Source organism: Sphingopyxis sp. CCNWLW2, assembly GCF_037095755.1.
Taxonomy (GTDB): domain Bacteria; phylum Pseudomonadota; class Alphaproteobacteria; order Sphingomonadales; family Sphingomonadaceae; genus Sphingopyxis.
Genome location: NZ_JBAWKJ010000002.1, coordinates 155,892 through 177,406 on the forward strand (window position 1 = coordinate 155,892; position 21,515 = coordinate 177,406).

Genomic DNA, 21,515 nt, shown 5'->3' on the forward strand with positions numbered 1-21,515 from the left:
AGAGCATCTCGTTTGCACGCAGATCCGAACAGGAGGAACAGGAGGAGAAGCGCCCAGCGTTGAAGCTATGGCGCGCTTCATCAAAAAAGCGGGCCGCGACGTGACATTTTTCCCTGAATTCAAGCCTGGACGATCGGCTTAAGCAACTTATAATGTTCGATAAGAATGCACGCATGCAGGTGGTTGCGTGCTTGCTCGGCATTCGTAGCGGTTATGAAATCGCTCAAAGGTGGCGGCTAAGTCTTTGAAAGAAATGGTGGACGCACTAGGGCTCGAACCTAGGACCCGCTGATTAAGAGTCAGCTGCTCTACCAACTGAGCTATGCGTCCACTGCCATTTCAGGCATGCCAGGCTGCGAAGAGTTGTCCTCTTTGCTGCGAAGCGAGCGGCCCGCTATCATGGCTCTGGGGGGATGGCAATGCCCCCGATGCCTTTTTGCCAAGTTTTTTCTCAATGAAAGCGGCGCGTGCCCGTTTTGCTGTCGTTTTCGATCGCGAGCATGATGCCGACGCACGTCATAATCGTCAGCATCGACGAACCGCCATAGGAAAAGAGCGGTAGCGGAATGCCGACGACGGGGGCGAGACCCATGACCATCATCAGATTGATCGCGATATAGAAAAAGATCGTCATCGTGAGGCCGGCGGCGGTGAGCTGTCCGAAACGCGTCCGTGCCTTGAGCGCGACGCGCGTCGACCAGCGCAGCAGCAGGAAGAAGCCGAACAGTAGCGCGAGGCCGCCGATCAGCCCCCATTCCTCGGCCATCGTCGCGAAGATGAAGTCGGTGTGGCCTTCGGGCAGATAGTCGAGGTGGCTTTGCGACCCGTTGAGGAAGCCCTTGCCGCCGATGCCGCCCGATCCGATCGCGATCTTCGACTGGCTGATATGATAGCCGGCGCCAAGCGGATCGCTTTCGGGATCAAGGAAGATCAGCACGCGTTTCTGCTGATAATCGTGGAGGAAGGAGAAGAGGACCGGCAACGCCGCAAGTCCCGCCACCGCGGTACTGCCGAACCACCAGAAGGGCAGGCCGGCGACGAACATCACCACGACCCCGCCGATGCAGATTGCGAGCGCGGTGCCGAGGTCGGGTTGCAGCATGACGAGCGCGGCCGGCAGGCCGATCATCACCATCGCGGGCCACAGCGCGGTGAAGGTCCGCGTGTTGCCGGGCGGAAGCTGCGCATAGAAGCGCGCCAGCGCGATGACGATCGCGACCTTCATCAATTCCGACGGCTGGAGGTTCATAAAACCGAGGTTGAGCCAACGCTGGCTGCCCCCGCCGACGAAGCCAAGCAGCTCGACCGCGATCAGCAGGATCAGGATGCCGATATAGGCGATATAGGCGAAGTCCTCGAAGATACGGATCGGGAAGCGGCCGATCACCAGCGCGACACTGAGGAAGACGAGGAAGCGCACGCCCTGGTTGAGCGCCCACGGTGACCAGTTGCCGCCCGCGGCCGAATAGAGGACGAGCAGGCCGAAACCGGTGATGCCCGCGAGGATCGCGATCAGTTTCCACGGGATGCGTTGGATGGCGGGTGGCACGGGGATCATTGCGCGAGCTCCGGATCGGGCTTTGATGCACCCGCCTTCCACGCCGCATAGTCGCGGTCCATGCGTTCCTTGATCGTGCCGCCCCAGCCGGCCTCGAAGGTCGTGAGCGCTTCCATCGCCTTTTCGCGGTCGAAGAGGAAAGTCATGAAATCCTTGGCCACCGGCGCCGCGGCGCGCGATCCGCCCATGCCGTGCTCGATGACGACGGCGGTTGCATAGCGGGGGTTAACCACCGGCGCGAAGCCGACGAACAGGCCGTGATCGCGGAATTTCCACGTGCCGCTTTTGCCGTTGCCGGTGCCGAGCCCGCGCACCTGCGCGGTGCCCGTCTTGCCCGCCATCGTGATGCCGTCGAGCGGCAGGCGGCTGCGCACCGCGGTGCCGGCGCCGTTGACGACAAGGTCCATGCCGTGGCGCGCGACGGCAAGCGCTTCGGGCGAGAAGGGCAGGGGCTCATTCTTGAACTCGCGGTTGATCAGGCGCGGGTAAAGCCGGCGTCCCGATGCGATCCGCGCCGCCATCACCGCGAGCTGGAGCGGATTGGCGAGCACATAGCCTTGTCCGATGACGGCGTTGAGCGAGTCCGACGCCGACCATTCCTGATCATATTTCTTCATCTTCCACGCGCTGTCGGGGATCGTGCCAAAGCGCTGGTTGCTGCCCGCGAGCTGATATTCCTCGCCGAGTCCGAGCAGCCGCGCGGTCGGGGCCATCGCGTCATAGCCGAGCCGGTGCGCGAGCCAGTAAAAATAGCTGTTGCAGCTCTTCATAATCGCCGACGGCATGTCGAGGCTGCCGTGCGTGCCGAGGCAGCGGAAGAAGCGGCTACCGAGGCGATAGCCGCCGACGCAGGTGTGGCGCTCGCTCGGGTCCACGCCATGTTCGACCGCGGCGATCGCGGCCATCGGCTTCAGCGTCGATCCCGGCGGATAGAGCCCGCGCGTCGCCTTGTTAATCAGCGGCTGGTGATCGTCGCCGCGCAGCCAGGCATATTCGCTGCTGCTGATCCCGTCCGAAAAGCTGTTCGGATCGAAGCTCGGCATCGACACGAAGGAGAGGATGTCGCCGTTCTGGCAGTCGATCACGACCGCCGCGCCCGACTCGCGTCCCATGCGCCGCGCGACAAATTCCTGCAGATCGGCGTCGATCGTCAGATGAACGGTCTTGCCCTGCACGTCGGGCTGGGTCGACAGGTCGCGGACGACCTTGCCGCGCGCGGTCACCTCGACGCGCCGCGCGCCCGGCTGGCCCTTCAGCATGTCCTGGAAATATTTCTCCAGCCCGTCCTTGCCGATCTTGTACCCCGGCGTGATGTACAGCGGATCCTTGGCCTTCTGATATTCCTCGGCGTTCGGGGCGCCGACATAGCCGATCAGATGGCCGACCGCCGCGCCGGTCGGATAGTTGCGGGCAAAGCCGCGCTGCGGCGCGATGCCGGGCAGTTCGGGCAGGCGGACGAGGATCGAGCTATACTCGGCCTCGGTCATGTCCTCCTTGATCGCGACGGGCTGAAATCCCGATGCCGCCTTCAGGTCGCGGTTGATGCGTTCCATCGTGTCGCCGTCGAGGCGCAGCAAGGTCCGGAGCTGTCCCAGCACCAGTTCCTTGTTGTGCAGGCGATCGGGAATGATGTCGATGCGCAGACTCACGCGGTTGTTCGCCAGCGCCTTGCCGCTGCGGTCGACGATCCAGCCGCGACGCGGCGGAACGAGCGTCAGATTGACGCGGTTGCTTTCCGATTCAAGGACATAGCGATCATTGTCGACCACCGAAATATAGGCCATGCGCGCCGCGAGCGCGACGCCGACCGCGGCCTGTGCGCCGCCGACGACCAGCGCGCGGCGGGTGAAGGTAATGCCCCTCCAGGCTTCGGTAATCGGCGGACTCTTCTTCTTCGTCGGCATTAGGGGGTTGGAACCAGTCTATCGGCGTTTCAGGCGGAAATTGTCAAACTTGCCGGTCAGACGCATGAACAGCGGGACGAGCAGGGCGGAGACGATGATCTGCGGCACCACAAGGCCGAGCACGCGCCCGGTCGCGGCATGCGGGTGGGTGATCAGCGCGGCGAGCGACTGAATGATCGCGACCGACGCCGCGGCAATCGCCCAGTCGTGAAAAAAGCCGCGCCAATAGATGCGCTGCGACGAATAGGCGATCGCGATGCTGGCGACTGTCCACAGCCCCATCGCGGTGCCGATCGGTGCGCCGCTGAACAGATCGTCCCACAGGCCGAGCGGCAGCCCGATCCACACGGGCCACATTTCGGCGCGCAGCAGCTGCCAGCACAGGAAGAAGAGCAGCCCGAGCGGCGGCAGCACCGGCGAATTGGCGATCAGCGGCAGCATCAGCGGCAGCGCCGAGGCGAACATCACGCTCGCAATCGGAACGAAGCGCATCCGCCACAGCGATGCCGGTTCGCCGAGGCGCGGACCCTTCTGCTTCATGGTGCTTTGGTGGCGGCCGGTGCGGCGGCAGTGGGCGTTGCGGGGCCAGGCAGTCCCTGCGCCTCGATATTGTCGGGGGTGTAGGGGCGCAGCACCGACACCGCATCGACCTTGCCCGGGTCGGCGAGCGGGCGGGCGAGCGCGCCGTCGTCCTGGCGCCGCACGACGATCGCGACGGGGATATTGGGCGGATAGAGCCCGCCGGTGCCCGAGGTGACGAGGATGTCGCCCGGTTTGAACGGGTTGTTCGCGATGTTGAGCGTGCGGACGTCGAGGTCGCCGTTGCCGCGGCCGCTGGCGAGCGCGGGCAGCCCGTCGCGCGCGCGGCGCACGGGAACGATATTGTCGACGTCGGTGAGCAGCAGCACCTGCGACACCGATGGGCCGGCGCCGAGCACGCGGCCGATCAGCCCGTCGGCGCCGCGCACCGGCTGGCCCGCGGCAACACCGAGATTGCGCCCGATGCTGAGCAGCGCGATGCGCTTGCTGCTCGTCGAGGTCGAGGTGAGCAGATAACCGTTGGCGAGCGCGGTCTTGTCGGTTTCCTGCAGCTTCAGCAAGGCCTTGAGCTGGCGGTTTTCTTCCTGCAGCGAACTGGTCGCGACGAGCTCGCGTCGCGTGTCGGCAAGCTCCTTGCGCAGCCGCCGGTTCTGTGTGCCAGCGGCGACATAGGCGCCGACCGTATCGTCGATGCCCGAAATCGACCCGATCACCGAGCGCGACGCGCGCGCGACGGGCGCGGCGATTTCCTGGCTCGCCACACGCAATTGGGCGAAGCCGACGGGATCAACGACCGACAGGATCGCCAGCAACAGACCCGCCACCGCCCCTGTCACCGCGATGACATAGGCAACGAACAGGCTGTACTGAGCCTTTCGGGATTGCCCCGGACGTCGATGTGCCGGGCGGACCATGTGTCAGAAGCCTTCGATCAGGCCTGCTGCAACACGCCGCGGAAGGCGGGGTCTTCCATCGCGCGGCCGGTGCCGATCGCGACGCAGGTCAGCGGGTCTTCGGCGACGGTGACCGGCAGGCCGGTCGCATCCTTGAGCAGTTCGTCGAGCTCGGCGATCAGCGCGCCGCCACCGGTGAGCACGATACCCTGATCGACGATGTCAGCGGCGAGTTCGGGGGCGGTATTTTCCAGCGCGATGCGGACGCCCTCGACGATCGTGCCGATCGGTTCGGACAGCGCTTCGGCGATCTGCGCCTGGTTGATCGAGATTTCCTTGGGCACGCCGTTGACAAGGTCGCGGCCCTTGATGTGGATCGTCAGGCCAACGCCATCGGCGGGAATGCGCGCGATGCCGAAATCCTTCTTGATCCGCTCGGCGGTCGCTTCGCCGATCAGCAGATTATGGTGTCGGCGAACGTAAGAGACGATCGCTTCGTCCATCTTGTCGCCGCCGGCACGGACCGACGTGGTGTAAGCGAGGCCGCGGAGCGAGAGCACCGCGACTTCGGTCGTGCCGCCGCCGATGTCGACGACCATCGAGCCGATCGGTTCGGTGACGGGCATGTCGGCGCCGATCGCGGCGGCCATCGGTTCCTCGATCAGCCACACTTCGCTCGCGCCCGCGTTCGACGCGGCGTCGCGGATCGCGCGGCGTTCGACGCTGGTCGATCCCGAAGGAACGCAGATCACGATTTCGGGGCTGCGGAACGCATTGGGCTTGCCGCCGTGCACCTTGGTGATGAAGTGCTTGATCATCTGTTCGGCGACGTCGATGTCGGCGATCACGCCGTCGCGCAGCGGACGGATCGCCTCGATGCTGTCGGGGGTCTTGCCCATCATCAGCTTGGCGTCGTCGCCGACGGCCTTCACTCGCTTGATCCCGTTCAGCGTCTCGACCGCGACGACCGAAGGCTCGTTCAGCACGATGCCCTTGCCGCGCACGTACACGACCGTGTTCGCGGTGCCGAGGTCGATAGCCATGTCTTGGGAGTTGAATTTAAGCCAGCGAGAAAAGAAGGACATCGATACTGCTTCCTGTCATCGAAGCCGCGCCCCTGATGGACACGCCCCTGTCGTGATTTATCCGCGCGCCCGGCCGGCGACAGCTACAATCAGGGGGAGATTCCGGCTCTTCCTTTTGGGGTGGCTGGACAAAATGATCAGGGCTGTGCGGATGGGTCGCGATTTGCGTTCGACTGCGCTAGGAGAGCGGCCATGTCAATACGTCGCCTGCCGGAAAAGCTAGTAAATCGGATCGCAGCCGGTGAAGTGGTCGAAAGACCTGCCGCGGCGCTCAAGGAACTGGTTGAAAATGCGATCGATGCCGGTTCGACTCGCATTTCGGTGCGAATCGCCGAGGGCGGGATCGCGCGGCTGGAGGTCGAGGATGACGGGTGCGGCATGACCGCCGCCGACATGGCGCTCGCGCTCGAACGCCATGCGACCTCGAAGCTGCCCGACGATGCGATCGAGGATGTCACGACATTGGGTTTTCGCGGTGAGGCGCTGCCGTCGATCGCGAGCGTCGCGCGGCTGACGCTCGAAAGCCGTGTCGCGGGCGGCGACGGCTGGAAACGCGTCGTCGACAATGGCGCGGTGCTGGCCGAAGGGCCCGCCGCGCTCGGCAAGGGCACACGCGTGATGGTCGAGGATCTGTTTGCGCGCGTTCCCGCACGGCGCAAATTCCTGCGTAGCGGGCGCAGCGAATATGCCGCCTGCCTCGACGTTGTGAAGCGGCTCGCGATGGCACGCCCCGACATCGGCTTCACCGTCGAGCATGACGGGCGGCGCGTGCTCGACGTGCAGGGCGGGCAGGACCAGCTGACGCGCGTCGCGGCGCTCACCCAGCGCGATCTCGCCACGAACAGCATCGGGGTCGATGTCGACCGCGGCGAGGTGCATCTGGGCGGCGTGATCAGCCTGCCGACCTACAATCGCGGCATCGCCGACCATCAATATCTGTTCGTCAACGGCCGCCCGGTGAAGGACCGGTTGCTCGTCGGCGCGCTGCGCGGTGCCTATGCCGACCTGCTCGCGCGTGATCGCCATCCCGTCGTCGCGCTGTTCCTCGACGTGCCGACGAGCGAGGTTGATGTGAACGTCCATCCGGCGAAGACCGAGGTGCGTTTTCGCGATCCGCAGCTCGTTCGCGGGATGATCGTCGGCGGCCTCCGCCGTGCGCTCGACGAACATGGTTTCCGGAGCGTCCAGCGCCCCGCCGAAGCCGCGCTGGCGGCGTGGCAGCAGGAACCGGTGGCGCCGCAGCCGCCCGCGCCGACCTTGTTCGCCGCGCATCTGCCTTATCCGCACGCCCCGGCGACGCATCTCTTCGGGGCGGAGGGCGATCTCGCGACGACGGCGTTGCTGCACGACCGCATCGTCGATTTCGCGCCGCCGCCGGGTGCGCTCCCGATGGGTCGCGCCGAGCCGGCGACCGCGCCGGTGCCCGAGGCCGAGGCGCACCCGCTCGGCATCGCGCGCGGGCAGATCGCGAAAACCTATATCGTCGCCGAGGCCGAAGACGGGCTGGTCATCGTCGACCAGCACGCCGCGCACGAGCGCCTCGTGCTCGAGCAACTCCGCCGCGGCATGGGCGGGCAGGCGGTGCCGTCGCAGGGGCTGCTGCTGCCCGAGGTGGTCGAACTCGACGAGCCCGCGTGCGACCGGCTCGAAGCCGCGGCGCCGCAACTCGCGGCGCTCGGCGTCGAGCTCGAACGCTTCGGCCCCGCCGCGGTGATGGTGCGCGCCACGCCGGCGATGCTGGGCGCGATCAACTGCCAGAAGCTCGTCACCGACATCGCCGACGACCTCGCGGGCTATGACGCCGCGCTCGGGCTCAGCGAACGGCTCGAACTGGTCGCCGCGACGATGGCGTGCCATGGTTCGGTGCGGGCAGGGCGAACGCTGAGCGTCGCCGAAATGAACGCGCTGCTCCGCACGATGGAGGTCACGCCGCACAGCGGCCAGTGCAACCATGGCCGGCCGACGTGGGTGAAGCTCGCGATGGACGATGTCGAGAAATTGTTCGGGAGAAAGTAGCAGGAGGGCGCCATGTATTTTGCGAGTTTTCGCGATGGAGAGGGCTGCAAATCCTATATTGTCGGTTGCACCGAAACATGCGCCGCGGCGATCATCGATCCCGCGCTCGATCTCGTCGATCGCTATATCGGGGAGGTGAACAGGCAGGGGCTGCGCGTCCGCTACATCATCGACACCCACACCCATGCCGACCATTTCTCGGGCGCTCAGGCGTTGAAGCAGGCATTCGGGGCGCCGATCGTCATGCATCGTTTCTCGCCGTCGCCCTATGTCGACCTGCATGTCGAGGACGGCCATTCGTTGCCGCTCGGCGCGATGCGGATGAAGATATGGCATACGCCCGGGCACACGCGCGATTCGATGGCGATCCATGTTGAGGACCGGGTCTTTACCGGCGACACGCTGCTGATTGGCGGGACGGGGCGCAGCGACCTGCCCAGCGGCGACCCCGAGCAGCTGTTCGACAGCCTGTTCGGCAAGCTGCTGACGCTGCCCGACGAAACGCTCGTCTTTCCGGCGCACGACTATAAGGGGCGCGAAAGCAGCACGATCGGTGACGAGCGGCAGACCAACCCGCGCCTTGCCAAGACCGGGCGCGCCGATTTCGTCGCGCTGATGAACAATCTCAACCTGTCGGCGCCGATGCACCTGACCGAAGCGCTGCGCACCAACATGTCGGGCGGCAAGACTGTGCGCCAGTTGCTTGCGGAGGCGGGCGCGAAGGTGCCCTTCATGGGACTCGACGAATTGAGCCGTCGCATCGCGGCGCGCGCCAATGATTTCGTCATCCTCGACGTGCGCGAAAAGGATGCGTTCGGGGCGGGTCATGTCCCCGGCGCGACGCACCTGCCGCGCGGGCAGCTCGAACTGCGCGTCAACGATGTGCTGCCCGATCCGGGGGTCGAGATTCTGACCGTGTGCGAATTTGGCAAGATATCGACGCTCGCCGCGGCGACCTTGCGCGAGCTGGGGTTCGAGCGCGCGACCGCGCTCGACGGTGGGATGAAGGCGTGGCGCGATGGCGGCTATCCGGTCGAGGGCGCGGGCGATTGACCGCCACCCGACTTGCTGCAAGGAAGCGGCCATGAGCACGAGAAAAATGCATATCGGTGTCGCGGCGCTGCTTTGCGCGCTCGGTAGCGGAAGCGCGGTTCAAGCGGCTCCGGAAGCGCCCGCGCGCGCGGCGTGTCCCGCCGCCCCGATATTGCCGCCCGAACTTGCCGATTGGGCGCGGGGAGCATCGAGCAAGACGATCTACGCCTATGGCGCCGATCTCGCGGCCGATTGGTCGCCGCTCGGCGCGGCGCGGACGGAACTGCCGCTGCATCGCTTCGAAAGCCTGCGCTATGGGGTCGCGCCCGAGCGCAAGCCCGACGTGCATAAATTCGGCGGCATGATACCGATCGACGTGAAGAAGCCGGGGCGGCTCGTCGTCGCGCTCGACGCGGGGGCGTGGATCGACCTCGTCCGCGACGGCGCGGTGGTGAAATCGGTCACGCACGGCCACGGACCGGCCTGTTCGGGCATTCGCAAGATGGTCGAATTCGACGTGACGCCGGGACGCTATCTGCTCCAGATCGTCAACGCGCCGACGGCGTCGATCCGCGCGATGGCGGTGCTGCGCGACTGATCAGGGCAGGCGCTTGGCGAGTTCGCCCGTCGCGTCGCTCGGCAGCGGCGTGGCACCGATCAGCCGCATCAGCAGCGGATAGACCTCGATATTGTCGACGATCCCGACATCGCCTTTCAGGCCGGTGCCGCTCGCGACGAACAGCGCGAGCATCTCGGGGTCCTGATTGTCATAGCCGTGCGCGCCGCCCTTGACGGGCCAGGTCGGCGTGCCCGCGATGATCGACCAGCCGGGCTCGGCGATACAGATGATCGCCGCGACACGCGGGTTCCGGCCATAGTGCAGCCGCTTCGGCAATTCCTCGCGACGGTTGCACGTCATATGGTCGTGTGGTTTCAGCAGCGCGTCATACACGCGGTTATCGGTGCCGGCGGCGGGCTCGATCGCGGCATAGGGGCCCGTTTCGACCGCGATGATGCTGGGAAGGTCGATCAGGTCGGCAAGCTGGATGGTGCGGCTTTCGTCGATCGCGCGCATCCCGTGGTCGGCGACGACCAATATGCGTACGGGCTGTCGCATCGCGGCGAGGCCCGCGACGAGATCGCCGACACGCGCATCGACGTCGGAAATCGCCGCGTTCACCTCGACGCTGTCGGGACCGAATTTGTGTCCTGCATCGTCGACCGCCTCGAAATAGAGCGTCACGAAAGCGGGCCGGATATCGGCGGGGCGGCGCATCCAGTCGAGGACCGTGTTCACCCGCTGCACATAGCCGATGTTCGCATCGTAGCGCAGCCAGTCGGGCGGGCGGCTCGTATGGATCGCGACCTCGCTGCCCGGCCAGAACATCGTCGCGCTCCGCACGCCGGCCTTGCCGGCAGTTACCCACGCGGGCTCGGCCTCATCCCACCAGAAGGGATCGAGCGACTGTTTCGGATCGCCAAGGCTGAAGCGCACGTCGGGGCGCCGCGGGTCGATCATATTGTTGCCGACGATGCCATGATTGTCGGGCCGCTTGCCGGTGACGATCGCATAATGGTTGGGGAAGGTCTTGGTTGGGAAGGACGGACGCAGCTTGCCGTGCGCGCCCTCCGCGGCGAGACGCGACAGGTTCGGCGTGAGGCCGCGACCCAGATAATCGGCACGAAAACCGTCGATCGAGATCAGGATCGTCACGGGCTTGCGCGCGTTTCCCTCCTGCGCGTGCGCGGCGAGGGGAAGGAGGAGGGCGAGCAGTAGCGAGAAAAGGCGGTTCATGCCGGGTCCGCTATGGTTCTTATGTGACCATTCGGCGACACGTCACGCCATCTTGATCCCGGCGACGTCGCGCTCGACGACGCCCGTCGCGCGTTTCGACAGCGTGTTGACGGGGGTCGTCACCTTGTCAACCACCATGAAATGCGTCTGCCACGCCTCGCGATTGACGTCGCACACGAGATAACCGCGCTGGTCGTTGGCGAATTTGAGCTCGGGATTCTGGCTCAGGAACACATCGGTGCCGTTCCGTTTATCGCTGCCGTCGCCCCCCGACGAGATCGAGGTCGCAACGAATTCGGCGCCGACCACCTTATCCCTAGATACCAGGTCGCCGCAGAAATTCTGATGCTCGTCGCCGGTGAGCACGACATTGTTCTTCAGCCCCGCCATGCGCGACAGGATGCGTTCGCGCGGCGCTTCATAGCCTGCCCAGCTGTCGAGATTGACGATCTTCTTCGGCTCATCGGGCTTCCGCCGCCGATCGAGCGACATCATCGTGACTTGCTGCGCAAAGGCGTTCCACGTCGCGCCGCCCTTGGCGAGGTTGCGGCCGAGCCACTCCTCCTGCGCTTTACCGAGCACCTGCCTATCCCGGGCGAACACATCGGGGCAGGCGGGCTTGAAGCCGTCGTCGCACGGCTGGTCATCGCGATACTGGCGCGTGTCGAGCAATTGCATCGCCATCAGGTCGCCCCAGCGAAACTCGCGGTTCATCGCGACCATGCCGCCGCGCGGCAGCAGTGCCTTGCGCACCGGCATATGCTCGTACCACGCCTGCATCGCCGCCTGTTTCTTGAGCATGAAGACTTCGGGCGACGCGGCTTCGGGATCGTTGACGTCGAGGCCGAGTTTCCAGTTGTCTACGTCCGACACCCAGTCGTTGCGGATCTCGTGATCGTCGAAGCTCGACAGGAAGGCATGGACCGATCGCGCCGCCTGCAGGTCGATGTCGCCAAGCTGCTGCGCATAGGCGCTGCGGAAATCATTGACGTCGACAAGTGCCCGGTGCGCATGCTTGCGCACCGGCCGCGTCGGCAGCCCGGTGTTGAACAGATATTCCTCGCTATATTCATAGATGAAGTCGCCATAATGATAGACGAAGGCGAGGTCTTCGCGCGCGAGGTGGCGATAGGCGCCGAAAAAGCCCGCTTCGAAATGCTGGCACCCCGCGACCCCGAATTTCAGCGCATCGGCCTTCGCGCCCGGCGCGGGCAGAGTGCGTGCGCGGCCGCGCAGGCTGCGTTCGCCGCCGGCGGTGAAGCGGTAATAGTAAGGCCGGTCGGGTTGCAACCCCGCGACTTCGATATGCACGCTGTGCGCGAGTTCGGGCCGCGCGAGTTCGGCGCCCTTGGCGACGACATCGCGAAAACCGCTATCGCTCGCAACTTCCCAGTCGACCGGGAAATTCGCCAGCGGCATCCCGCCATGGCGCTCCATCGGTTCGGGCGCGAGGCGCGTCCAGATGACGAAACCGTCGCTCGCGGGATCGCCCGCCGCGACGCCGAGACTGAATGGAAACTCGCGGAAAATCCCGCCCTCGGCGCGCAGGATTGCGGGGGCGGCGAGCCCGGCAAGGGTCGCCCCGGCAAGGAAATGGCGGCGGTTGAACATGGCTGGGCTCCGAAGGGGCGAATCGAAGCCCCTGATAGCCCAGTCCTATGTTTCATCAATGACCGATGCGGGAGGGGATCAGAACCACATCCGCGCCATCCATAGCGCCATCGCGACCATCATCACATTCTCGGTCAGCGAGACGAAGCCCAAGGGCACCTTGCTGCTGCCGCCGACGCAGGCGCATTTGATATCGCGCTTGTCGATATAGACCGCCTTGAACACCGATACTGCGCCGATGCCGCCGATGAAGAGCGCGAGCGGGATCGAAAGCCAGGGCAGGGCATGCGCGGTCATCAGAACGCCCGCGAGGCCTTCGGCAAAAGGATAGATGCTGGCATAGGGCACCCAGCGTTTGGCGAGCAGGTCGTAGTTGAGGAACATCGTCGCGAACTTGTCGACGTCCTGCAATTTGAGCAGCGCGAGCACGATCATGCTGAACGAGATGAACCATTCGGCGGCGCGCAGCGTGAAGGCGCTGCCTTCGACCGCGAAGCTTGCCGCGAGCGCCATCAGCGCTGTCATGGCAAAGAGCGCAATCACGGGCGTGTAGCTCGTCGCGTCGGGATCGGCGACCTTCAGCCCGAAATGGCGGCGCAAATCGTCATGGCCGCCAATCCGAACGCCGTCGATGAAGGTCTGCGGCGTCGTTTTCACGCCATGCTCGGCCTTGAACGCGTCGGTTTCCTCGCGCGTGGTCAGCCAGCGGTCGTCGACGGTGAAACCGCGGCTTTCGAGCAGATGTTTCGATTTGAGGCCATAGGGGCAGGTGTGACCCGGCATGACCATGCGATGGAGGGTTGCTTGTTTTGTCATGGGGCTCCAATAGCATCCGTACCATGGTACAGGGTCAAGCGATGAATTTGACGATTGGCAAATTGGCCGCCGCGGGCGGCGTCGGGGTCGAAACCGTCCGCTATTATCAACGCCGAAATTTGCTGTCTGTTCCTGCACGCAGCGGCGGCGACGGCTGGGGGGCGGGCGTGCGCCGCTATGACGGCGATGACGTCAGGCGGTTGAAATTCATCCGCTCGGCGCAGGCGGCGGGGTTCACACTCGACGAGATCGCCGAACTCCTGGCGCTCGAGGCGAGCGACGACCGCGTGCGCGTGCGCCACTTAGCGCGCGAGCGGATTGAAGCACTCGATACCAAGATCGCGCAAATGACCGAAACGCGCGCGGCGCTGGCGCGTCTCGCCGATCTGTGTGCCGCGAGCGATAAGGGACCGTGCCCGATACTGGCGGCATTTGAGCCGCCAGGCTTTGACAAACCTGTTCCGGAAAGAGGTAGCTAACGATCCAGGTTAGAAGTTCAGGGCGAACCGCGCTCTCCAAGACCGGTCATCCAGTCATCTGGCGCGAAAGCTCCTCCAGAATCCCCAATCTTCTTCAGTTTGGACTGCTTTCGACCAGGCCTAGTTGCAGTTGGCGAATAATTGCCCCGAGTTGGCCCGCAGCAAGAAGGCCCGGTCCAAGAGGGCCTGACCGGTGCTTGCCGACTGGCGGAAGCAAGCGAAGTGCGGCGCGCACCTCGTCCGTCATATGTGCAAGTTGCCAGCGTATCTCGGCCTCAGCGGTTTCCGGCCGATCTGGAGCTGCGAGAGAGGCTGCTTTGACGGCATATGCCGCTGCGCCCAGCGCATGCGCCCCCATGTGGCAGACCGCCGAGGCTTGGCCGGCTGCTCTAGCCGCGGCCGTGGCTGCTGGGGACGCCGCTTCGCGGGCGGCACTGCCACCGCCGAAACGTCGGCGTATTTCCAGCGCAGTATTCAACTCTCCGCGAGCGAACGCCCGGGTCCGAGCAATAGCGGCATGAGGGCGGTCATCATTTGGGCTCTCGGCGTCGAACAACCACAGAACCCGCTCGGCACAATCGGCAGCCCATTCAGCGACCAAGCGCCGATCGGACTCGCTTAGCGTTTGTATCGACTTCGCCACGTCCAATCCGTATCGCTTCGGTTGAACTCATGCAATTTCCACATGCTGCGCATGAAAACACCAAAACCACGCGTGCAGGAATCCACTTCATAGCCGCCTGGCCGCTCGCAATGACGGAGCCGGGATCAGCTGTGCAGGAAATGCATCACGTCGCCGTCGTGGACGACATAGGCCTTGCCCTCGGCGCGCAGCTTGCCCGCTTCGCGCGCCTTCGCTTCGCCGCCCAGCGTGACATAATCGTCATAGGCGATCGTTTCGGCGCGGATGAAGCCCTTCTGGAAATCGCTGTGGATCTCGCCCGCGGCTTCGGGCGCGGTCGCGCCGGTGTGGACGGTCCACGCGCGCGCTTCCTGCGGGCCGACGGTGAAGAAGGTGATGAGGTGGAGCAGCTCGTACCCGGCGCGAATGACGCGCGCGAGGCCGGTTTCGTGCAGGCCCATTTCTTCGAGGAACTCGAGCCGGTCGGCCATGTCCATCGTCACCAGCTCGCTTTCGATCGCGGCGGAGACGACGACCGCCTGCGCACCTTCGGCGGCCGCTTTTGCAAACACCTTTTCGGAAAAAGCGTTGCCGTTCGCGGCGCTGCCTTCGTCGACGTTGCAGACGTAAAGGACGGGCTTTGAAGTGAGCAGCTGCGCGGTGCGCAGGACGCGCGCTTCCTCGTCATCCTTGGGCTCGACGAGCCGCGCGGGCTTGCCTTCGCGGAGCAGCTCGAGCGCCTGGCCGAGCACCGACGCGGCGATCTTCGCTTCCTTGTCGCCCTGCGCGGCTTTTTTGGCAAAGGCGGGAACGCGCTTTTCGAGGCTTTCGAGGTCGGAGAGCAGCAGTTCGGTCTCGACCGTCTCGGCGTCGGCGACCGGATCGACCTTGTTCTCGACATGCTGGATGTCGTCATCCTCGAAGCAGCGCAGGACATGGACGATCGCGTCGACTTCGCGGATGTTGCCGAGGAACTGGTTGCCGAGCCCCTCGCCCTTCGACGCGCCGCGCACGAGGCCGGCGATGTCGACGAAGGCGAGCTGGGTTGCGATGATCTTCTTGCTGCTCGCGATCGCGGCAAGCTTTTCGAGCCGCGCGTCGGGCACCGCGACGTTACCGATATTCGGCTCGATCGTGCAGAAAGGATAGTTTGCCGCCTGCGCCGCGGCGGTTTCGGTCAGCGCGTTGAACAGGGTGGACTTGCCGACATTGGGCAGGCCGACGATCCCGCATTTGAAACCCATAAAAACTCCGTGAGGTTCGGCCTGCCGTGAATGAGGGGCCTGTGTTGCAGCGCCCCTAGCGCCAGATTGCCCCGGGCGCCAGTCTTTGCCGTTGCGTCCGGTTCAGACTTGCGCCTTTATCGCACCAGCCATGACGAAACCTCGCCTCATTCTTGCCGCCGGCATCCTTCTGACTCTCGGCGCGACGGCCGCGATCGCGGCGCCCAGCCGTTTCGAGGAAGGTGTCTTCACCGAACTCAACCGCTTCCGCAGCGATCCCGCCGGCTATGCCGAATATCTGCGCGACTATCGCCCGCGCTTCGAGGGCAAGCTGCTGGTCAGCGACGACGACAGCGAGATCGACATTATGACGCGCGAGGGCGTCGCCGCGGTCGACGAGGCGATCCGCGACCTTCGCCGCGAAAAGCCGCTGCCCGAACTCGAATGGAGCGACCCGCTGGCGCGCGCGGCGGCGGACCATGTCGCGGTCCAGTCGCGCTCGGGGGCGGTGGGGCATTATACGCGGGGCAGCGGCCCCGGCGAGCGGATGAAGGCGCGCGGCGGCGGGCCTTATGTCAACGAAGTGATCACCTATGGCCACCACACGCCCGAAGGCGTCGTCGACCAGTTGTTGATCGACGACGGCGTGCCCAACCGCGGGCATCGCCACAGCCTGCTGCGCGCGACGCACCGCTATGCCGGCATCGCATGCGGCCGGCATCCGGTGCACCGGACGATGTGCGTGACCTTGATGTCGCAGACGCGCGACGGTTCGCCGCCGCCGCCGCCCAAGCGCACACCCTGACGGGCCATCCGCTCCCGCCCGGCAAGGGGGGGAGCGGATGGCGCGCGATCAGGCGCCGACTGGCTGGCTGTCGGTGCGGCGTACGACGACGGTCGACGAGCGCGGCTGCTGCCCCGCGACCGGCCAGTTGCCCGTCGGGTGCTGGATGTTGACGAAGAAGGTCTTGAGGTCGGGCGTATAGGCCAGCCCCGTGATCTCGCAGCCGAGCGGGCCAACGAGGAAGCGTTTCGACTGCTTCGTCACCTGATCGACATAGAACATCGCATTGTGCCCGAACGCCTGATCGATCGTTCGTCCAGCGACCCCCGAATTGCCGGGGACGCTATGGTCGGTCTGCACCCACATGCGACCCTGCGGGTCGATGCGGAGGCCGTCGGGGCTGGAGAAGGTGTCGCCGTTGATGTTGCCGACAAGGTTGCTGCCGCCCGCCGAGAGCGACGGATCGCCCGCGGTCAGGAAGATTTCCCAGCTGAACTTGGTCGCCAGCGGCGAATCGCCTTCTTCGCGGAACTTGATGATGTGCCCGTGGAGGTTGGTGACGCGCGGGTTGGCGGGATCGACGACGCGGCGGCCGCTGTTGTTGGTCAGCGTGCAATAGACCGCCTTGTTGTCGGGCGCGACGGTCAGCCATTCGGGGCGATCCATCACGGTGCCGCCGGCGACGCGCGCCGCCGACGGGGTGTTGATCAGCACGTCGGCCTGATTGTTGAAATTGACGATGGTCGGCGCCGGCGGGGTCGTGCTCTGGGTGGTGTTGCCCGGGTCGGATGCGCCCGCGGTCAGGCCGTTCTGGCCGACGACGAGCGCGCGCCATTCGCCGGTGCCGTTGGCGTTGAAACGCGCGACATAGAGCGTGCCATAGTCGAGCAGGTCGGTGTTCGCGGCACGATTGGTGTTGCTCCATGCCCGGTCTGGAACGAACTTGTAGATACAACCGGGGGTCGAATCATCGCCCATGTAAAAGGCGGCGCGACGGTCACTGTTCGACATGAAGGCGACGTTTTCATGGCTGAAGCGGCCCATCGCGGTGCGCTTCGTCGGCTGCGCCAGCTCGCGCAGCGGGTCGATCTCGACCACCCAGCCATAGTCGCGCGCGGGCTGCGTGGGATCGAGATAATTGTCGGTCGTCTCTTCGCAGGTCAGATAGGTGTCCCACGGCGTGCGGCCGCTCGAGCAGTTGTTGAGCATGCCCTTGATCGAGCCCGACAATAGGCCGGCAGCGGGGCCGCCGGCGCGATAGCTGCTGTTGCCGGTATAGCGGCGGTTGTAGGTCGATCCGGCCTGCACGGCCCATTTGCCGTCGCTGCCCTTGGCGATTTCGACGACGCCGATCCCGACCGCCGAAAGCGCGAGCGCCTTCTGGTCGGCGGTTGCGGTGGCGGCGTTGTAGTTGCCCGCCATCAGGATGTTGAAGTCGGGATATTCGAAATTCATCGCAAGGATGCCGCGGTTGTTCGCATCGACGCCCGGAAAGGCGAAATATTCCATGCCGTCGTGATTGCCGCCCGCCCATTTCTCGGCGACCGCGGGGGTGGGGAAGCTGCCCGAATAGGCGGTGCCGGCTTCAACCGAATCGCCGGCCTTCAGCAACACGTCGACGGTGTAGCCCGCGGGCACCGTGACCTTGTCGTCCTGATTCGCGGCGACGGCGGCGAAACTGACGGCATAGCTGACCGGCGGAGGCGTCGGGGTGGGGGTCGGCGTTGGGGTGGGCGTGGGCAGAACGACCGAGGGATCGCCGCTGGTGTCATCGCACGCGGCGAGTGCCGGCAGGATCGACAGGCCGAAGAGGCCGTTGCGGAGCAGCGTCCGGCGCGAGGGATTTTTGGCAACGATCGCCTCGAGGCTGTCGGGCCCCGGAAGAATATCGGTTTCGCCGCGATAAGGCGCGCGGGCGTCGTCGGTAAGATGTGACATGCAGTCCCCCTGTTTTCGGTTGAGCCCCGGACTGGATCGTCCGGATGAGGTGGCGCACCGATTGCAGAGGGAGGTGTCAGCTAGATGGCTTCACCATGTCGGGAGCGTATGATTCCTATGACACTTCAGTGACATGAGGAGCGGCTGGATCAGGCCAGCTGGATCAGGTCAGCCACCGGGCGAAAACACGGACGTCCTGCTGTTCCCAGCCAAGATGCTCGTAAAGGCCCGCGACAGGGTTGCCGTCGCGAAGCATCAACTCGACCTTGGGGCAGCCGCGAAGCCGGAGCCATTCGCACGCGGCGCCCAGCAATTGCCGCGCAAGGCCCTGTCCCTGATGGTCCGGCGCGACGCCCAGATAATAAATCCATCCGCGGTGTCCGTCGAAGCCGGTCATCGCGGTGGCGACGATCCGCGCGCCGCGTTCGACCACAATGACCGTCGACGCTTCATGGCCGAGCGCGCGCCGGAAATCGGCGTCGGGATCGTTCCACGGGCGCGTCAGGCCGCACGCGTCCCAGATCGCGACGACGGCATCGCGATCGGCGGCCGTTGCGTCGCGCGTGATGGTCACCCCTGCAGGCGCAGCGCGAGATCGCTCTGGAACCGCACGTCGTCGCCATCGGCGAGCCATTTGGCCTCGGCGGCGATCGCGCCGAGCAGGTCGATCAGCGGTTCCATCTCGCTCTTGTGGTAATTGCCGAGAACATGGCCGGTGACGCGGTCCTTGTGTCCCGGATGGCCTATGCCGATGCGCACGCGGCGGAAATCCTCGCCGATATGCTGGATCATCGAGCGGATGCCGTTATGGCCCGCCGCGCCGCCACCCTGTTTCACTTTCACCTTCATCGGCGCGAGATCGAGCTCGTCGTAGAAAGCGGTGACGTCCTGCGGGGTCAATTTATAGAAATCGAGCGCGGCGCGCACGCTGCGGCCGCTTTCGTTCATAAAGGTGCCGGGTTTGAGCAGCAGAATGCGCTGCGATCCGATGCGGCCTTCCTGGACCCAGCCCTGGAATTTCTTCGCGGGTGCCGGAAAGTCATAAAAATCGGCGATGACATCGGCGGCCATGAAGCCGACATTATGGCGGTGCATCGCATATTGGGGCCCGGGATTTCCGAGGCCGACCCAGAGCTGCATGAGACTGCCTTTCTCAGGGTCTGTCGTCGGCGGCCCCCTCCGCCGGGGAAGGGGGCCGGCCGAACGGGATTAGGCTTCTTCGCCGCCTTCGGCAGCGGCTTCGCCTTCGTCCTTCGTCGTGTCGCCGTCGCTCGACTTGAGCGCCGACGGGGCAACGATGGTGGCGATGGTGAAGTCGCGATCGGTGATCGCGCTTTCGACGCCCTTGGGCAGCGTCACATTGCTGATGTGGATCGAATCGCCCACGTCAAAGCCGGTGACATCGATCGAAATCTCGTCGGGGATCTTGTCCGCGTCGCAGACGAGTTCCAGTTCGTGACGAACGATGTTGAGCACGCCGCCGCGCTTCAGGCCCGGCGAGGCTTCTTCGTTCGCGAACACGACCGGCACCGCGACCTGGACCGTGGCGCCCTTGGCAATCCGCAGGAAATCGACGTGGATCGGGCGATCCTTGACCGGATGGAAAGCGACGTCCTTCGGCAGGGTGCGGATGGTCTTGCCACCCACTTCGACCATCACGACCGAGTTCATGAAGTGACCCGTCATCAGCTGCTTCATCAGCAACTTTTCTTCGACGTGGATCATCAGGGGTTCTTCTTTGCCGCCATAGACAACGGCGGGGACGCGGCCATTACGACGCAGGTCACGCGAGGCTCCCTTGCCTCCGCGTTCGCGCGTCTCGGCCGTCAGCGTCAGCTGATCGCTCATATCATTTCTCCGAGAAACAGTTACACAGTTCCGCCACGCCTCCAGGGATGACCATGGACGGAAGCGGCGGCGCTTAGCGGGGACGTGCGGATTTTGCAAGTCGGAACTCCGCAGAGCGGGCCGGCGTGACATTGATCTGTCCGGCCGATGCTTTAATCGCTGACGCGGCGAATGACAGGCGAAAAGGATGGAACCGGTCTTGCAGGCATTGGCAGACGAATTCTTTGAGAAGGTCGCAGAATATACCAACTTGGATGAGGGCGCGCGCAAGGCATGGCGCGCGCTGTTGGTGCAACGAGATTATCAGAAGGGCGACCTGCTTGTTACTCAGGGGCAGCCCACGCGAAGCATTTTTTTCGTCCTGCGCGGCCTTTTGCTGCAATATCATATCAGCAAGGACGGCGAACCGATCGTCAAACGCTTCTTTCTCGAGCATGGTTTTGCCGCATCGACGAGCGCCCTGCTGACCGATCGCGAGAGCGATTTTTCAATCAGGGCGCTCGAGCCGGCGATTGTGTGGGAATATGATTTCGCTAGATTCAAAGAGCTTGTGCGCGACCATCCCGCTATCGCAGCCTTCTATATCGGTTATATGGAATGCCATTGGATCGTCGAGAAAGAGCCCCTCGAAATCTCGTTCCGAAAAGACGACGCCCGGCGGAAATATGCTCGCTTCCTGGAAAGCTACCCCGGCCTGGAAAAGCGGCTCCGGCAACATGAAATCGCGGCATTCCTGGGCATCACTCCGACCCAGCTAAGTCGCATTCGCGCCGCTTCCAGATAATTTCACACCCTCGACAAATGTAAATGCCCCGTCGTGGCAAGCGGGATAGTGGCTTCTGTGCGGGCGGCTTGACCTTCCGCGCAAATCCGAACCGCAGGAGGTTGCCATGAGCGAACGGAATGATGTCGACGTATTTTTCGAGGCGCTGGACCATCCATTAAAAGCGGAAATGGAAATGACGCGCGAGATCATCATGGCGGCAAGCCCGCTGTTGACCGAAACCGTCAAATGGGGTGGCCCGAGCTTTGAGTTCCGCGAAACGCTGGTGACGTTCAATCCCCGGGTAAAGGATTATGTGGCCCTGATTTTCCATGACGGCGCGCCGTTCATGGAACGTTTCCCCTTTCTGGAGGCGGGGCCAAAGGGCAGGGCTTATGCCAAATTCCGCTCGATGGCGGATGTCGAACGGCATCGTTCCGACCTTGGCGCGATAGTACACGCCTTCGTTGACACCATGGTCGGTGCCTGAGCGGGCGCGATCAAGCGCCGGCAGTCTGAAAAATGGGTGGGGAGGACTGAATGGCTGCCGGCGAACGACCGGTTTCGGGTACGAGGGTTGGAAGATCGTGTCCGCTTCCCACCCGGAA

21 protein-coding genes and 1 tRNA gene are annotated in these 21,515 nt (G+C 64.5%); 7 read left to right on the top strand and 15 right to left on the bottom strand.

Features of this window, described 5'->3' with window-relative positions; all coding sequences use genetic code 11:
• Window positions 1-254: 254 nt before the first annotated feature.
• From V8J55_RS11830 to V8J55_RS11855, 6 genes are all read right to left on the bottom strand, one after another.
• Window positions 255-330 (bottom strand) — tRNA-Lys (locus V8J55_RS11830).
• A 121-nt stretch (window positions 331-451) separates the two neighbouring features.
• On the bottom strand, window positions 452-1,558 hold the full coding sequence (gene rodA / locus V8J55_RS11835; protein ID WP_037514941.1) for a rod shape-determining protein RodA: 1,107 nt from the start codon (window positions 1,556-1,558) through the stop codon (window positions 452-454).
• Window positions 1,555-3,462 carry a penicillin-binding protein 2 gene (gene mrdA / locus V8J55_RS11840; RefSeq protein ID WP_336445859.1) on the bottom strand — a complete coding sequence of 636 codons (1,908 nt, stop codon included), beginning with the start codon at window positions 3,460-3,462 and terminating at the stop codon, window positions 1,555-1,557. Before mrdA ends, rodA begins: the two co-directional genes overlap by 4 nt.
• A gap of 18 nt (window positions 3,463-3,480) precedes the next feature.
• A complete protein-coding gene (locus tag V8J55_RS11845; RefSeq protein ID WP_336445860.1) occupies window positions 3,481-4,002 on the bottom strand; it encodes a rod shape-determining protein MreD in 522 nt (173 codons plus the stop codon).
• On the bottom strand, window positions 3,999-4,916 hold the full coding sequence (gene mreC / locus V8J55_RS11850) for a rod shape-determining protein MreC (RefSeq protein ID WP_336445861.1): 918 nt from the start codon (window positions 4,914-4,916) through the stop codon (window positions 3,999-4,001). Before mreC ends, V8J55_RS11845 begins: the two co-directional genes overlap by 4 nt.
• Window positions 4,917-4,933: 17 nt before the next feature.
• Window positions 4,934-5,980, bottom strand: a complete 1,047-nt coding sequence (locus V8J55_RS11855; protein WP_037514947.1) for a rod shape-determining protein — start codon at window positions 5,978-5,980, stop codon at window positions 4,934-4,936.
• 192 nt (window positions 5,981-6,172) lie between these two features.
• Here V8J55_RS11855 and mutL point away from each other — a divergent pair, with 192 nt between their 5' ends.
• From mutL to V8J55_RS11870, 3 genes are read left to right on the top strand one after another with little or no spacing between them, the layout of a single operon-like run.
• Window positions 6,173-7,996 (top strand): DNA mismatch repair endonuclease MutL, encoded by a 1,824-nt coding sequence (gene mutL / locus V8J55_RS11860; RefSeq protein WP_336445862.1) that lies wholly within the window; start codon window positions 6,173-6,175, stop codon window positions 7,994-7,996.
• A 12-nt stretch (window positions 7,997-8,008) separates the two neighbouring features.
• The gene (locus V8J55_RS11865; RefSeq protein ID WP_336445863.1) at window positions 8,009-9,049 is read left to right on the top strand and encodes an MBL fold metallo-hydrolase; all 1,041 of its coding nucleotides are present in this window, start codon (window positions 8,009-8,011) and stop codon (window positions 9,047-9,049) included.
• 31 nt (window positions 9,050-9,080) lie between these two features.
• The gene (locus V8J55_RS11870; protein ID WP_336445864.1) at window positions 9,081-9,626 is read left to right on the top strand and encodes a homogentisate 1,2-dioxygenase; all 546 of its coding nucleotides are present in this window, start codon (window positions 9,081-9,083) and stop codon (window positions 9,624-9,626) included.
• Here the strand turns inward: V8J55_RS11870 and V8J55_RS11875 are convergent, their stop codons facing one another.
• The 3 genes from V8J55_RS11875 to V8J55_RS11885 form a co-directional block, all read right to left on the bottom strand.
• Window positions 9,627-10,823, bottom strand: coding sequence for a nucleotide pyrophosphatase/phosphodiesterase family protein (locus tag V8J55_RS11875; RefSeq protein ID WP_336445865.1), 1,197 nt, complete (start codon window positions 10,821-10,823; stop codon window positions 9,627-9,629).
• 42 nt (window positions 10,824-10,865) lie between these two features.
• Window positions 10,866-12,434, bottom strand: a complete 1,569-nt coding sequence (locus V8J55_RS11880) for an alkaline phosphatase D family protein (protein ID WP_336445866.1) — start codon at window positions 12,432-12,434, stop codon at window positions 10,866-10,868.
• Between the two features lie 78 nt (window positions 12,435-12,512).
• On the bottom strand, window positions 12,513-13,250 hold the full coding sequence (locus tag V8J55_RS11885; protein WP_336445867.1) for a glutaredoxin family protein: 738 nt from the start codon (window positions 13,248-13,250) through the stop codon (window positions 12,513-12,515).
• A gap of 41 nt (window positions 13,251-13,291) precedes the next feature.
• On the opposite strand from V8J55_RS11885, the gene V8J55_RS11890 reads away from it, so the two are divergent.
• Entirely contained in the window at window positions 13,292-13,729 is a 438-nt protein-coding gene (locus V8J55_RS11890) for a MerR family transcriptional regulator (RefSeq protein WP_336445868.1), read from the top strand.
• A gap of 94 nt (window positions 13,730-13,823) precedes the next feature.
• Here the strand turns inward: V8J55_RS11890 and V8J55_RS21680 are convergent, their stop codons facing one another.
• Both V8J55_RS21680 and ychF read right to left on the bottom strand, forming a co-directional pair.
• Window positions 13,824-14,372 carry a putative immunity protein gene (locus tag V8J55_RS21680; protein WP_443030818.1) on the bottom strand — a complete coding sequence of 183 codons (549 nt, stop codon included), beginning with the start codon at window positions 14,370-14,372 and terminating at the stop codon, window positions 13,824-13,826.
• Window positions 14,373-14,497: 125 nt separating this feature from the next.
• Window positions 14,498-15,595, bottom strand: coding sequence for a redox-regulated ATPase YchF (gene ychF, locus V8J55_RS11895; protein WP_336445869.1), 1,098 nt, complete (start codon window positions 15,593-15,595; stop codon window positions 14,498-14,500).
• A gap of 130 nt (window positions 15,596-15,725) precedes the next feature.
• Between ychF and V8J55_RS11900 the strand changes: the two genes are divergently transcribed.
• Entirely contained in the window at window positions 15,726-16,379 is a 654-nt protein-coding gene (locus V8J55_RS11900; protein WP_336445870.1) for a CAP domain-containing protein, read from the top strand.
• 48 nt (window positions 16,380-16,427) lie between these two features.
• On the opposite strand, the gene V8J55_RS11905 is transcribed toward V8J55_RS11900, so the two are convergent.
• From V8J55_RS11905 to V8J55_RS11920, 4 genes are all read right to left on the bottom strand, one after another.
• Entirely contained in the window at window positions 16,428-18,296 is a 1,869-nt protein-coding gene (locus V8J55_RS11905; protein ID WP_336445871.1) for a PhoX family protein, read from the bottom strand.
• Window positions 18,297-18,459: 163 nt separating this feature from the next.
• Window positions 18,460-18,870 (bottom strand): GNAT family acetyltransferase, encoded by a 411-nt coding sequence (locus tag V8J55_RS11910; RefSeq protein ID WP_336445872.1) that lies wholly within the window; start codon window positions 18,868-18,870, stop codon window positions 18,460-18,462.
• The gene (gene pth / locus V8J55_RS11915) at window positions 18,867-19,436 is read right to left on the bottom strand and encodes an aminoacyl-tRNA hydrolase (RefSeq protein ID WP_336445873.1); all 570 of its coding nucleotides are present in this window, start codon (window positions 19,434-19,436) and stop codon (window positions 18,867-18,869) included. The genes V8J55_RS11910 and pth overlap by 4 nt, the downstream gene beginning before the upstream one ends.
• Before the next feature lie 69 nt (window positions 19,437-19,505).
• The gene (locus tag V8J55_RS11920) at window positions 19,506-20,144 is read right to left on the bottom strand and encodes a 50S ribosomal protein L25/general stress protein Ctc (protein ID WP_137888772.1); all 639 of its coding nucleotides are present in this window, start codon (window positions 20,142-20,144) and stop codon (window positions 19,506-19,508) included.
• Between the two features lie 187 nt (window positions 20,145-20,331).
• On the opposite strand from V8J55_RS11920, the gene V8J55_RS11925 reads away from it, so the two are divergent.
• Complete coding sequence (locus V8J55_RS11925) at window positions 20,332-20,928, top strand: Crp/Fnr family transcriptional regulator (RefSeq protein WP_336445874.1); 597 nt, start codon at window positions 20,332-20,334, stop codon at window positions 20,926-20,928.
• Between the two features lie 106 nt (window positions 20,929-21,034).
• Window positions 21,035-21,397 (top strand): DUF1801 domain-containing protein, encoded by a 363-nt coding sequence (locus tag V8J55_RS11930; protein WP_336445875.1) that lies wholly within the window; start codon window positions 21,035-21,037, stop codon window positions 21,395-21,397.
• Window positions 21,398-21,515 lie beyond the last annotated feature (118 nt).